At 40.9% G+C, this 12,830-nt stretch carries 19 protein-coding genes; 10 read left to right on the top strand and 9 right to left on the bottom strand.

The window, feature by feature from the left end; translation table 11 throughout:
• Positions 1–42: 42 nt before the first annotated feature.
• On the top strand, positions 43–618 hold the full coding sequence (locus ACFVSH_RS03320) for a GNAT family N-acetyltransferase (RefSeq protein WP_387601655.1): 576 nt from the start codon (positions 43–45) through the stop codon (positions 616–618).
• A 44-nt stretch (positions 619–662) separates the two neighbouring features.
• Here the strand turns inward: ACFVSH_RS03320 and ACFVSH_RS03315 are convergent, their stop codons facing one another.
• Complete coding sequence (locus ACFVSH_RS03315) at positions 663–881, bottom strand: hypothetical protein (RefSeq protein WP_076372766.1); 219 nt, start codon at positions 879–881, stop codon at positions 663–665.
• Positions 882–1,070: 189 nt separating this feature from the next.
• Here ACFVSH_RS03315 and rlmD point away from each other — a divergent pair, with 189 nt between their 5' ends.
• Positions 1,071–2,441 carry a 23S rRNA (uracil(1939)-C(5))-methyltransferase RlmD gene (gene rlmD / locus ACFVSH_RS03310; RefSeq protein WP_387601658.1) on the top strand — a complete coding sequence of 457 codons (1,371 nt, stop codon included), beginning with the start codon at positions 1,071–1,073 and terminating at the stop codon, positions 2,439–2,441.
• Positions 2,442–2,840: 399 nt separating this feature from the next.
• The gene (locus tag ACFVSH_RS03305; protein ID WP_387704883.1) at positions 2,841–3,416 is read left to right on the top strand and encodes a YitT family protein; all 576 of its coding nucleotides are present in this window, start codon (positions 2,841–2,843) and stop codon (positions 3,414–3,416) included.
• Here ACFVSH_RS03305 and ACFVSH_RS03300 read toward each other — a convergent pair whose 3' ends face one another.
• From ACFVSH_RS03300 to ACFVSH_RS03270, 7 genes are all read right to left on the bottom strand, one after another.
• Positions 3,417–4,277 (bottom strand): DUF421 domain-containing protein, encoded by an 861-nt coding sequence (locus ACFVSH_RS03300; RefSeq protein WP_387601661.1) that lies wholly within the window; start codon positions 4,275–4,277, stop codon positions 3,417–3,419.
• A gap of 30 nt (positions 4,278–4,307) precedes the next feature.
• Positions 4,308–4,514 (bottom strand): DUF1657 domain-containing protein, encoded by a 207-nt coding sequence (locus ACFVSH_RS03295; RefSeq protein ID WP_260288238.1) that lies wholly within the window; start codon positions 4,512–4,514, stop codon positions 4,308–4,310.
• A 12-nt stretch (positions 4,515–4,526) separates the two neighbouring features.
• Positions 4,527–4,877 (bottom strand): stage V sporulation protein AE, encoded by a 351-nt coding sequence (gene spoVAE / locus ACFVSH_RS03290; RefSeq protein WP_260288239.1) that lies wholly within the window; start codon positions 4,875–4,877, stop codon positions 4,527–4,529.
• The gene (spoVAD, locus tag ACFVSH_RS03285; RefSeq protein WP_387704865.1) at positions 4,874–5,893 is read right to left on the bottom strand and encodes a stage V sporulation protein AD; all 1,020 of its coding nucleotides are present in this window, start codon (positions 5,891–5,893) and stop codon (positions 4,874–4,876) included. Before spoVAD ends, spoVAE begins: the two co-directional genes overlap by 4 nt.
• On the bottom strand, positions 5,893–6,372 hold the full coding sequence (gene spoVAC, locus ACFVSH_RS03280; protein WP_260288241.1) for a stage V sporulation protein AC: 480 nt from the start codon (positions 6,370–6,372) through the stop codon (positions 5,893–5,895). The genes spoVAD and spoVAC overlap by 1 nt, the downstream gene beginning before the upstream one ends.
• Before the next feature lie 23 nt (positions 6,373–6,395).
• Positions 6,396–6,860 (bottom strand): YhcN/YlaJ family sporulation lipoprotein, encoded by a 465-nt coding sequence (locus ACFVSH_RS03275; RefSeq protein ID WP_387704881.1) that lies wholly within the window; start codon positions 6,858–6,860, stop codon positions 6,396–6,398.
• 84 nt (positions 6,861–6,944) lie between these two features.
• Positions 6,945–7,148: a DUF1657 domain-containing protein gene (locus ACFVSH_RS03270; protein WP_053344237.1), complete on the bottom strand. Its 204-nt coding sequence runs from the start codon at positions 7,146–7,148 to the stop codon at positions 6,945–6,947.
• Between the two features lie 119 nt (positions 7,149–7,267).
• Here ACFVSH_RS03270 and ACFVSH_RS03265 point away from each other — a divergent pair, with 119 nt between their 5' ends.
• Positions 7,268–7,396 carry a hypothetical protein gene (locus ACFVSH_RS03265; RefSeq protein WP_387704863.1) on the top strand — a complete coding sequence of 43 codons (129 nt, stop codon included), beginning with the start codon at positions 7,268–7,270 and terminating at the stop codon, positions 7,394–7,396.
• A 7-nt stretch (positions 7,397–7,403) separates the two neighbouring features.
• Entirely contained in the window at positions 7,404–7,481 is a 78-nt protein-coding gene (locus ACFVSH_RS03260; RefSeq protein ID WP_387704879.1) for a hypothetical protein, read from the top strand.
• Positions 7,482–7,676: 195 nt separating this feature from the next.
• Here ACFVSH_RS03260 and ACFVSH_RS03255 read toward each other — a convergent pair whose 3' ends face one another.
• Entirely contained in the window at positions 7,677–8,009 is a 333-nt protein-coding gene (locus ACFVSH_RS03255; protein WP_387602104.1) for a hypothetical protein, read from the bottom strand.
• Positions 8,010–8,363: 354 nt separating this feature from the next.
• On the opposite strand from ACFVSH_RS03255, the gene ACFVSH_RS03250 reads away from it, so the two are divergent.
• The 5 genes from ACFVSH_RS03250 to ACFVSH_RS03230 all read left to right on the top strand — a co-directional run bounded on the left by ACFVSH_RS03250 (position 8,364) and on the right by ACFVSH_RS03230 (position 12,785).
• Positions 8,364–9,020 carry a 5-bromo-4-chloroindolyl phosphate hydrolysis family protein gene (locus ACFVSH_RS03250; protein WP_387704861.1) on the top strand — a complete coding sequence of 219 codons (657 nt, stop codon included), beginning with the start codon at positions 8,364–8,366 and terminating at the stop codon, positions 9,018–9,020.
• The gene (locus tag ACFVSH_RS03245) at positions 9,017–10,189 is read left to right on the top strand and encodes a toxic anion resistance protein (RefSeq protein ID WP_260288244.1); all 1,173 of its coding nucleotides are present in this window, start codon (positions 9,017–9,019) and stop codon (positions 10,187–10,189) included. Before ACFVSH_RS03250 ends, ACFVSH_RS03245 begins: the two co-directional genes overlap by 4 nt.
• A gap of 11 nt (positions 10,190–10,200) precedes the next feature.
• Entirely contained in the window at positions 10,201–10,770 is a 570-nt protein-coding gene (locus ACFVSH_RS03240; protein WP_387704859.1) for a nitroreductase family protein, read from the top strand.
• A 193-nt stretch (positions 10,771–10,963) separates the two neighbouring features.
• On the top strand, positions 10,964–11,470 hold the full coding sequence (locus ACFVSH_RS03235; RefSeq protein WP_387704857.1) for an SEC-C metal-binding domain-containing protein: 507 nt from the start codon (positions 10,964–10,966) through the stop codon (positions 11,468–11,470).
• A 319-nt stretch (positions 11,471–11,789) separates the two neighbouring features.
• Positions 11,790–12,785: a S8 family peptidase gene (locus ACFVSH_RS03230; RefSeq protein WP_387601678.1), complete on the top strand. Its 996-nt coding sequence runs from the start codon at positions 11,790–11,792 to the stop codon at positions 12,783–12,785.
• The last annotated feature ends 45 nt before the right edge of the window (positions 12,786–12,830 follow it).

Genomic DNA, 12,830 nt, shown 5'->3' with positions numbered 1-12,830 from the left:
TGGTGGCCTTTTCAGTTTAATAAAGCAAGGAGAATTGCAAACATGTATATCAGGAAAGCGACACCGGAAGATGCGGACAAGGCAGCCGTATTGACCCGGTTAGCGATTAAGGAAATTGCAGAGGTTTTGACAGGCGAAAAGGAAGAAGAAAGAATACTTTCCGTTCTTGCCGATTTGTTCAGGAAAAGTGGGAATCGGATCAGTTATGAAAATACGCTTGTCAGTGAACATGATGGACAAGTATCAGGATTGATCATTGCTTACCATGGCAAGGATGCCGAAAGCTTGGATGAACCGATAGTGAAACAATTAAGGATGAAAATGAAAGACCCTAGCGTTACGCTCGATAAGGAAGCGGAAATGAGGGACTTTTATTTGGATACTGTGTCCGTTGACCCGAATTTTCAAGGAAAAGGAATTGGTAGTGCGCTGATTCAATATGTAGAGGGATACGCTAAACAGAAGGGATATCCAAGAATTTCTTTAGTCGTTGAAAATGAAAATGAAGCGGCGAATCGTCTCTATAGCAGATTAGGATATAGGGAAATGAAGACCATTTCGATTAGCGGCCATGAATTTCGCTATATGGTGAAGAAAATAGAAGAACCCCCTGTTTAACAGGGGGTCCTTTTTAGTCATTTGGAATTTGGCACTGAATGCGATTACATTTGCTGCCCGTTCATGGCTGCCCAATCAGAGTAAACTCCGGTGCCATTACAGCCGGGACAGTCGTGTATATCGGAAAAATGATATTCCGTAGGTACGAAGGAGCTGTATCCACGTCCGTAACAATCCGGACAGAGGCCTTTTTCCTCCATACTTGCTCGGTGTTTTTCTAGCCTTGTAGCATTCCAGGCTGATATAGAGTTAAATAATCCCATTTCCTCACCTCATCTGTTTTTCCTTATTTTTCATTTTTTAATGAACTTTTATTCATGGAACTATGAAAAATCCGTAATTCCTTCCACTATATTTTTATGAAAACCAGGGCGAATTGGTGAGTGGTTTTGTGGCAAGGCCTCAATTGTGGTAAAATACAGGCTAGCATAAAAAAGAAAAGAGAAGATGATATGAAAAAAACAGCACCGGTTGCTAAAAATGATATTATAGAGGTTTTATTTGAAGATTTAACACATGAAGGAGCTGGCGTCGCTAAAGTCGATGGCTACCCGATCTTTGTTCAGAGCGCCCTTCCAGGTGAAAAAGCAAAAATTAAAGTGATGAAGGCCAATAAAGGTTATGGCTTCGGACGCTTGATGGAGATTATCGAAAACAGTCCTTACCGGGTTGAGGTCACGACTGAAGATTACCATAAATACGGTGGTTGTCAGCTGCAGCATATGAGCTATGAAGGACAGTTGAAATTCAAGGAAAGGCAAGTGCGTGAAGTGATGACACGCATCGGGAAACTTGAGGATGTGAAGGTTCACCCGATCATCGGGATGGAGAACCCGACCCATTATCGTAATAAGGCGCAAGTGCCTGTTGGTGAAAAGGATGGCAAGCTAATAGCAGGGTTCTTCAAACCGCGGACACATGAAATTGTTGAAACGAAAGAAAGCATTATCCAAAATGAAGTGATCAATGAAGCCGTTCAAGTTGTTAAAGAGATTTTCAGTAAACTTGGTATCCCTGCTTACAATGAAGAGGCACATAAAGGTGTATTGCGGCACATCATGGCCCGTTATGGCAAGCAAACAGGTGAATTAATGATCGTTCTCGTTACAAGAACGAAAAGTATTCCTTTCATCGAAACAATCGTAAAGGAAATCGTTGAACGTCTTCCTCAAGTGAAATCCATCGTTCAAAACGTGAATTCCAAGAAAACGAATGTTATTTTAGGCGATAAAATGACTGTACTATGGGGCGATGAAGTGATCCATGATATGATCGGTGATGTGAAATTTGCGATATCAGCAAAATCATTCTATCAAATCAATCCGGACCAAACGAAAGTCCTTTATGATAAAGCTCTTGACTATGCAGGGCTGACTGGTGAAGAAACGGTGATTGATGCCTATTGCGGCATTGGAACCATCTCTTTATTTTTAGCTAAAAAAGCGAAAAAAGTAATCGGTGTCGAAGTGGTCGAAGAAGCGATAGAAGACGCACGCCGCAACGCTGAATTGAATGATATCTCAAATGCAGAATTCATGGTTGGCGATGCAGGTAACGTTATTGCTGAATGGTATCAAAAGGGCAACACTGCAGATGTCATCGTTGTGGATCCTCCTCGCAAAGGCTGTGAAGAGTCCCTACTGAATACGATCATCGAGATGAAGCCAAATAAAGTCGTATACGTATCATGCAACCCAGGCACTCTGGCGCGTGATCTTCATATCTTGGAAGAGGGCGGATATAAAGCAGTTGATATCCAGCCTGTCGATATGTTCCCAATGACGACACATGTTGAAAATGTAGTGTTATTAGAATTGAAGTGATGGAATGGGGCCCGGTCTAAATGACCGGGCCCTACAGTTTTTTTTGCTTGTACAATTTGAACGTTGATTTCAGCTCAAGAAACTCGTTTTCCGCGGGCAATCAGGGAGCCTCCTGGGGTCTCTCCCTGACGCGTTTTCTAAGCAGGAGTCTCTCATACCCGCTCCAATCCACTTTGTTATAACATTTATAGATAGAAACCATACCCTGAGAAGTTGAAGGTGTTGTTTTGGGGCAGATGGTTCGGGAACATCATGTGATGAAAGATATGTGTTCCGAACCCCTCCGGACCCTTTTTTCGATTGAAATGAAAGGATGGGGATTTTTTTTTGAATGGATATTCTTGACGCTCTGACTTGGACATATAGTAAGGATATATATAATGTGAGGCAGGTGATTTTATTAATTTTCAAAAAGCGTTTGCTGTAATTGTTGGTAGCTTTTTGGTGGGTATGGGAATCAATGGATTTTTAGTTCCGCACCATTTAATAGATGGCGGCGTTATCGGGATTGCACTCATCCTTCATTATTTTTTTGGGTTTAAAACAGGGCTATCCATGTTGATCCTCAGTATTCCCATATTTTTATATGCCTGGTCCTATGAAAGGTCTTTTTTCTATAGCAGTGTTCACGGATTGCTTCTGACATCCCTATTTATGGATTGGCTTAATCCATTGAAAAAAGTCTTTTCCATGTCGATACTAACAAGTTCTTTGATTGGCGGTGCCATCATAGGGATGGGGATAGGTCTCATGCTTCGATATGAGACAAGCAGCGGGGGAACGGATATGTTAGCCAAAATCATTTCCAAATCTACCTCTATAGACATTGCTTTGGCCATTATCCTCATAGATACGTTAATCATTTCCGCTGCCGCCTTCACCTTAGGTATAGAAATTTTCCTTTTTTCATGTGTGACGATCTTCACCATTGGGCTGATCACTTCTCTTATGAAAGTGAGGAAATCAATACGTTAATCAGTTTCTTAAGATATGGGCTACGTCATTTATTGCCTTTTGCAGTTTTTCGCTATTTTTGTTATACATCTCTTTAGCTTCGTTTGATTCAGTTCCAAGGGCAAATAATTCTAAGTCTGCCTGGCATTTTTTCAAGGTTGCGAGCATTAAAGGTTTTTCTTGAGGAGATGGCACTTTAATTTTATCATCAAAAAGGTCCACGAATAATTCTCCATTTGAGTTTGCTTGTCCAAGAAAGACATTTTCGATGGTTACGCCTAGCTTATCCAATTCGGTATTCAGCCAATTTCGGTTTAGGCCAATTGTGGAAAGTGGTTCATCAAGGACTTCTCCATCCATAATGACAGTCTGATTCTCCTTGACTGCAGCAACTGTCATTTTTAAATCTTTTGCTGTTAGAGGTTGGTCTTCTTTCTTTAACAGTACGGAAAAATCACCGTTAGCCTCTAATAAGGCAAACTCGACTGTTGATATATCAAAGACATCCTTACTTCGGAGTAACCACAATAATTCATCGGTTGTATACTTTTCCTTTTTTAAATTGGCCTCCATGACTTTTCCATCTTTAATAAAAATTGTTGCTTTCCCTTCGACTAAATCACGAACAATTTTGCTTTTCATGGAAAGTAATCCTGCAATGAAAGGAGCAAATGCAAAAACGAGAATGGAAAGTACACCATGAACAATATTACCTTCAACCTTTGTGGCTAACTCTGCGCCAACATTCCCGATGGTTATGCCAGTGACGTATTCAAAAAAGGAAAGCTGAGATATTTGTTTTTTGCCTAACCATTTTGTGATTAAAAAAAGAACAATTAAGAAAAATACTGACCGTAAAACGATTTCTAACCATTCAGGCATAACTTGGCCCCCCCTGCAATTCCTAGGTATTTAAAACCCTTTATATTGTGGTTCTTCCCGTTCTAACTCACCCACTCGTTTTTGTACATCCTTCATTATTTCATTCACCACCAGCATCGTTTCATGCAAGGTGCGTTTAGATTCATCATCTTGAGTCCGGAGTGCTAAGCTGGATAAGCCTGCCTCAACTCCTTTTAGGCTAGAGACACATTGTTTTACATCAGAAGCTATCGTCATAGAGCATCCTCCTTATCCTTTAGGTCTAAAAATAATGGCGCCTATCATACCAAAAATTATGGCAGCTGATACCCCGGCACTGGTTACTTCAAACATGCCAGAAACGACACCGATCAAGCCATGTTTTTCAGCTTCGGCTAATGCTCCGTGTACAAGGGAATTTCCAAAACTGGTAATGGGCACTGTCGCTCCTGCACCCGCAAAATCGATGAAAGGTTCATATAATCCAAAACCATCCAAAATTGCTCCCGTAACAACGAAAGTACATAAAGTATGGGCAGGCGTGAGTTTAAATACATCAAACATTATCTGTCCAATTACACAAATAGAGCCCCCGACGACAAAAGCCCAAAAGTAAATCATAGTCGTGGTTCACCGCCATATTCAATTGATACGGCATGGGCAATGCATGGAATCGTCTCATTTTGTTGAAAGGAAAGGGGAGATAACAAGGCACCGGTAGCCACGACGAGCATTCGTTTTATTTCACCCTTTTTCATGCGATTTAATAAATGACCATAAACAACGGTCGCGGAACATCCAGGTCCGCTTGCCCCAGATAGGACCGGTTGATCATCCTTGTAAATCATTAAACCGCAATCTTTATATTGCTCTTTCTTAATGGGGGTCCCATGTTTTTTAAATAATTCCAATGAAACTTCATGACCAATCTTTCCTAAATCTCCGGTTACTATTAAGTCATAATAGGAGGGGTCGATGTTTCGTTCTCTTAAATGGGTCTCAATTGTATCGACAGCTGCTGGGGCCATAGCCCCTCCCATATTAAAAGGATCGGTCAATCCCATGTCAACTATCCTCCCGATTGTGGCTGAAGTGACTCTTGGGCCATCCCCGGCACTGCTTAATAATGCGACGCCTGCCCCCGTAACGGTCCATTGGGCTGTTGGAGGCTTTTGCCCACCGTATTCAGTTGGGTAGCGAAATTGCTTTTCAACTGCGGCGTTATGACTTGATGCTCCTGTCAATAAGTAATCTGCCCCTTTGGTATTGACAAGGTATGCTCCGAGAGCCAGTCCTTCCATCGAGGTTGAGCAAGCTCCAAATAAGCCGAGATAAGGTGTTCCCAATGTTCGACAGGCAAAACTCGTAGGGGTTATTTGATTGATAAGGTCGCCTCCAAGGAAAAATTGGATTTGTTCCTTCTGAAGACCCGCCTTTTCTATTGCTTTTGTACTCGCTTCTTCTATGAGGATTTTGTGAGCCTTTTCATAGGAATCTTGATTTAGCCATAAATCGGAATGAAGTAGATCGAAATCATCAGCAAGCAAACCGTTTGCTTCAAATGGACCACCAACGGTTCCGGTGGAGATGATGACAGGCTTTTGATCAAACACCCATGTGCGATGCCCCGTAAGCATTATAAACCACCCCATTGTATGAGTATTGTTTTTATCATTGCTACGATAAAAGCGGAAAATACACCGAATAAGATAACGGATCCAGCCAATTTGAACATATTGCCGCCCACTCCTAACACGAAACCTTCCGTCCGGTGTTCAATTGCCGCCGATATAATGGCATTCCCGAATCCCGTAAGCGGCACAGCAGAACCAGCACCGCTAAATTGGGCGATTCTGTCATACACCCCAAATCCGGTGAGAAGCATGGCGATGAAAATTAATGTGCCTGCAGTTGGGTTTCCAGCTGTCTGGTCCGTGAAGTCAAAGTAATGGATATAAAAGTTTGAAATGACCTGTCCGATCAGGCAAATTATACCGCCGGTCATAAATGCTTTTACGCAGTTTAGCAGTATTGGCCTTTTGGTTTCCAGTTGGTGTTGGAGTTGCTGATATTCCTGTTGGACAGGAGTCAGTTTTTTCTTTTTATTATTTGACATTTTCGTATCACTTCTTTCATTTGTTACGTTTTTTCATTCAATAAGGATTTGATCCTTTTGAAATCCCTATTTAAGGAGTCCAGCTTAGTATGGTCTTTCTCAAGTTTCTGCTCCAGGTGCTCCAGTTCTATAAACAACTTTTGATCTGTTGAGACCAGGATTTTATAATCAGGAAACATGTCTTCCAGTTCTGTTTGCGATTTCTTTTTAATCTTTTTTAAGCGTAGTCGATCGAAGTTTTCCACTTTAATGGCAACTAGCAGTTCCTTATTGGAATTCACGGCTTTTGCATCCGAGACTTCGTCCTGATTCACTAGCTTATCTTTAGCTTGATTGGCAACCGTTTGGTCAATTGGATTGCTAGTATGTACTTTGGATATATTCAAGCCCCGGTCCTTATTAATATCTGTTTGACTGGAATTTGCCGAACATCCTGTCATAAGCAAAATGATTAATATGGAAAAAAAAGGAGTGGAGCGGTTTAGCATGTATGGCAAGGGATCGTCTCCTTATAGATGGATTAAAGATATAAAAAAGGTTGGTTGCCTCAACCAACCTTTTTTTATGATTTCTTATTGCTTATATTGTGGTTCTTCTTGCTCAATCTGATCAATACGAGGTGAAACACTGTCAACAATCGATTGTGTTTGTTGAGCAGCTTGTTGGTAAAGTTGTTTTGCTTGCTCGTTGTCTGTTGAAAGGGCAAAGGTTTCGAAGCTTGCTTGAGCACTTTTTAGTCCAGCTAAAGTCGTCTTAACATCACTAATTACTGTCATGGTGTTACCTCCTTGTTTTTTAACTGCCCTATTAGATTAAGGAAAAGATGATTTAATATACCTTCCAAATTTCTCTAGGTAATTTAATATCCTCTTTCCATTAATCAAACTTTCGATTAATGGAAAGGGCCTTATTGGAAGAAGGGTTAGTTCGTACGAAGAGTAATGTGAACATTCTCATGAAGGTTTTCGATGATATTACAATCGGAACGCTTTGTTATTTCGTCGTTGACTTTGGATTAATGTAAGGAACGGATTAAATTTCGGGCGTATCTTATTTTTGTTGTAATGATGATGGCACTCATCTATCCGATTGCCGGCCACTGGGGATAGGGTGGCGGCTGATTAAGCGAGATGGACATGCAGGAGACTTCGCAGTTCGGCGGTCATTCATGCACTAAGGGTTTAGTGGTCCTTTAAAATTAATCAATCGTTTGATTAAATTCATTTATTGGAATTACTGATTACCGAGTCCTTCCGATAAAAGTTAGAATAAGCAGGGCCCATAATGAGCTCCTGCTTTTTGTATTAAAAGCCATCCTCTGTTGCGTTGAATGGAATGTTTAAGTTTCTTTCAACGGCACGAAGTCTTTGGTTTAGTCGGTTTAGCCTATTCGTATGGCGTTGATCATTTCGACTTATCCTGGTTACTTCCTGGATAACACGGCCCACTTCTCGATTCATCCGTGTGATTTCTTGGTTTTGCCGAGTGAGTTCCCTCGTTTGCCTCTCATTTTGCCGCTCAAGTTCCCGGACTCTTCTTTCAAGTTGTTGAGGTTCCCTTTCAACATCGAACTGTTCGGGCACTTGGCTATATGAATTATCTTGAACCTGCTGAAGGTTCCAATCTTGCTGTGGCATGTAATCAAATCGTTCAGGCTGTTGGAAATATGGGTTATAATTAGGCTCAAAGTACTGGTGATTTCCATTTTGTTGTGAATAAGGGTAAAATCCGTATGAATTCATCGTCAACTCTCCTTTTTAAAATTCAGGATGGATACTTTATAACTTATGTAAGTTCCGATGAGGTGATTAGGCGTTAGCCCATACTGGGGAGAAGAGTTAATTCACAGAAAAAATTTCAATAAATTTGCAGAAACCATCCGGTTCCTATATCGTTTAGGATAGGGGAAATTCTTTTAATCCTTCTTGAAACCAATCCATGGGATAATCCGTATATAATAGAAAAGAGTGTAAGTCAGGAGTGTAATGATTATGAATCGATTTCTTGCCGATTTTGTTCCGATATTGATTGCATTTCCAATGGTTTTGCCGATATGGATGATTAGCTATTTTGCATTGAATCAACCGTTTGCCTTATCCGTTGTCATTTCTTTAGCAGGAGGGGCGCTTGCATACTGGCTAAGTTCCGTATATTTTTCATCAAGATTCCTCAAAAAACATGAATTGACGAGAAAAGAATATCAATATATTAAGAAAAATTTATTGGAAGCAAAATCGAAGATATGGCGGGTTCAAAAAGCATTAATCTCGGTCAGGCATATCTCTTCTTTTAAACAGAGGAAGGATATGATTAAAATGATCAGAAAAATATATAGTCTGACAAAGAAAGAACCGAAGCGATTTTACCAGGCGGAACAATTTTATTACTCGCATCTGGATTCCGCCATGGAGCTTGCGGAGAAATATGTATTTTTAGCACAGCAGCCAAAAAAGAACAGGGAGCTCGAACTTTCCTTAACAGAGACTCGCAAAACTTTAAAGGAACTCACTAATACGATAGAAAAGGATTTATATAAAGTGATTGCCGATGATATCGATCACCTTAACTTCGAATTGGATGTTGCTAAGCAATCCATTGAAACTAGAAAAGAGTCACAAGTAATTGATGAAAGCAGGAGGTTAAAATGAATAACAATGATCCAAACCTGTTGAATAAAACGAATAATGCCAGTTTGATCGATGATCTTTTAGCCAATCCATTTGATGGGGTGCAGGAGCTGGAGAAAGTATCTTCCCAGGAAGCGAAACCGGTTAAACTGATTGATGTCATTCCTGAAGAGAACAGGGCAAAGGCATATCAGCTTGCCGAACAAATCGATCCAACGAATCATCAGGCGATGATATCCTATGGTACACCCGCCCAATCAAAGCTTCTGACCTTTTCTAATTCCATGCTTGAGCATGTCCAGAAAAAAGATGTGGGTGAAGTGGGCAACATTATCAGTGATTTAATGAAAAAGTTAAACGAGCTGAGCCCGGATGAGCTAAAACCGGATAAGCCCTCTTTCTTTGCTCGTATGTTCGGGAAGCTCTCGGGATCTGTACAGGAAGTGCTATCCAAATATCAAAAAACCGGTGCCCAAATTGATCGAATCAGTGTGAAACTCGAGCGGAGCAAGAATATCCTGCTATCGGATATCGTAATCCTTGAAAAGCTATATGAAACGAATAAGGATTATTTCCAGGCATTGAATGTCTATATTGCAGCCGGGGAAATTAAACTCGAAGAAATCCATGGGAAAACGATTCCGGAGTTAAGGAAGTCCGCTGAATCGAGCAATGATCAAATGAAGTTCCAGGAAGTCAATGATATGCTGCAATTTGCTGAACGGTTGGATAAAAGGCTTCATGATTTGAAATTGAGTCGCGAAATTACGATTCAAAGCGCACCGCAAATCAGGCTGATCCAAAACACGAATCAGGCGCTGGTCGAGAAAATACAATCTTCGATCATGACAGCCATCCCCCTTTGGAAAAATCAGGTTGCGATTGCATTGACCTTAATCAGGCAAAGGCATGCAGTAGAAGCACAAAAGCAGGTTTCCAAAACTACAAATGACTTGTTATTGAAGAACTCTGAGATGCTGAAAACGAATACCATTGAAACGGCAAAAGAAAATGAGCGCGGACTTGTCGATATCGAAACATTAAAGAATACCCAAGCTAACTTGATTTCCACGCTTGAGGAAACCATGCGGATTCAAGAAGAAGGAAGGCATAAACGCCGACAAGCCGAACGGGAATTGGCTTCAATGGAAAATGAACTGAAACAGAAACTATTGGAAATAAAGGGATAAGGGGAGATAACATGGAAACCATCGAGGCTATAAAAACGAGAAGAAGCATTGGAATCGTCAAGCAAGATCCGGTACCTAAGGAAATGATCGAGCAAATCATTGAAGCTGGAACGTATGCCCCTAATCACCATCGAACGGAGCCTTGGCGCTTTTTTGTAATGACAGGAGAAGGAAGAAATAAACTTGGAGAGGTATTCGAAGAAATCACAAGAATTGAAAATGCTGATGATACCCCTGAAAGTTTAATCAGCAAGCTCGAAAGGCAAAAAAAGAATCCATTAAGGGCTCCAGTCATCATCGCAGTGGGCATAGAGCCTAGTGATAAGAATAATGTCCTCGTGGCAGAAGAATATGCAGCAGTGAACAGTGCCATTCAGAACATGCTTCTTGCGGCACATTCCCTAGGTCTGGGAGCGGTATGGAGAACGGGAAAAATAACTTATAATGAAAAGGTCCGTGAATTTTTCAATTTATCCTCAAAAGGAGAAGTATTGGCTTTCATATACTTGGGTTATCCTGATATGAAGCCGAAACCTGCCAAAAAAACACCGTTTGATGAATTGACCACATGGATCGGATGAAGGGTTGAGGGGCAGCTGCATCAGTGGATACACACTGATGCAGCTTTTTTTTGCCTTCAAAAAGGATTCCTTAAATCTGATTTTGATGAAAGGGATTTGGATTCGACAGGCTTCGTTTCAAGTGACGATTGGTGAATTAGGTTGTACAATACAGAGGAAGAATAAATTTTGATGAATTAGGATGTGTCTATAGATGAGAACGATTGATCCATTTGAGATACTTGATGGAAAAGCGATAAAATATTTGGATGTTTTTGGCGTGGAGGATGGAATTGCTTTAAAGAGTAAGTACGAAGATAAAACATATTGGATATATGATTATTATTGTATGCACCAGACTTGTGATTGCCAGGAAGTATATCTTGAATTCGTTGAGGAGCTTAAAGGAAATAAACAGGCAGGACAGCATTTTGGAGTGAGGGTTTCTTTCGGGGATAATCAATTTGTCCTTGAGGATTATAATATTTCCAAGCAAAAGGCGATGGATATTGCGGAAGATACGTTAAAATACAGTAAAGATGTTATGGAGTTATTTAAACAGCGGTATCAGCAAATGAAGGAAAAAGGCATGCAAATCATCATGGAAAGTGCAAAGGCAGCTAAAATGCCGCATGTTCATACAGAGCCGGTCATTGGCAGAAACGAACCATGCCCATGCGGAAGCGGGAAAAAATTCAAAAAATGCTGCGGCGCAGCTTAACATCTCATGGAAGCTGACTCGATTTGGGGTCGCTTCTTTTTTATTTGGGAAAAAATTGAGTAATGAATAAAAAAAATATGGCGTTTTGCGAACGTTTGTTCTATAATAAGAGTACCAGATAATAACACAAAAAGAAATAAAAAGTAGTTATTTAGACGGAATTTTCCAAAAACTTCTTTTTTATTTTCATAAATCTGGTATATATAAGAGAGAAGAGTTTTTTGATCTCATCTCTTTCAACGGTAGACGGCAACCAGACGGGATGAATATCCCACACTGATGGCAGTTTAACTTATTGAACGAAGGAAGGGGTAATCAAATGACAAGAGAAAAAAGATTAATACCTTACAAAGTTCTTGAAGTAATGGAAACGGTGAAAGAGAAGATTCCTGAGGGTGTCGAGCTTGTGAAAGCCCCGGCAATTTGGGAGAAAAGCAATTATGGTGAGGGCGTGATAGTTGCCGTCATCGATACAGGCATTGACAAGGGACATCCAGACCTCAAGGAAAGAATCATTGGTGGGAAGGATTTTACCAATACCGGGGATTATCAAGATGATAATGGACATGGGACACATGTTAGCGGTACGATTGTGGCTGCCGTCAATAATGCTGGTGTAGTGGGAATGGCCCCGAAAGCGAGCATATTAGCGTTAAAGGCCTTAAATGGTCAAGGGCAAGGAGATATAGCTTGGATTAATGGAGCTCTGGAGTATGCAATCAATTGGCGGGGACCTAATGAAGAGAAGGTTTCGGTCATTTCACTTTCACTTGGCGGTCCTCCGGATGAGGCTGAACACAAACTCATTCAAAAAGCCCTTAAGAATGATATCCTAGTTGTTTGCGCAGCTGGAAATAGTGGTGATGGGCGTCATGAAACGGATGAATTGGATTATCCAGGAGCATATCCCGAGGTAGTGGAAGTCGGAGCCGTGGATTTAAGCAGAAATTTAGCGGATTTTTCGAATACAAATGATGAAATTGACTTGGTGGCGCCAGGTGTCGATATTCTTTCTACGTATCCAGGAAATAAATTTGCCCGGTTGAGCGGAACGTCAATGGCTACGCCCCATGTAAGCGGTGCAGCAGCCCTCTTGAAAGTGATTGCTGAAAAGGAATTTGACCGCAATTTAACTGAAGCGGAATTATATGCACAGCTGGTGAAAAGTACGGAAGATCTGGGAATAAGCAAAAAAGCACAGGGAAATGGATTGCTTAACCTAACGATAGCGGACCAAAGAGCTGAAAAATCGATTAAGATTACCATAGAATCAGAAAACCTTAAGTTACCGAGTAAATCGGTGGTCATGGAATAATAGAGGGGAAAAAAGGTGCCTCAAGAATTCTTGGGGCACCTTCCA

This window comes from Peribacillus sp. NPDC058002, assembly GCF_042886655.1.
GTDB lineage: Bacteria > Bacillota > Bacilli > Bacillales > DSM-1321 > Peribacillus > Peribacillus aracenensis.
This window is presented reverse-complemented; position numbering and strand designations above follow the sequence as displayed.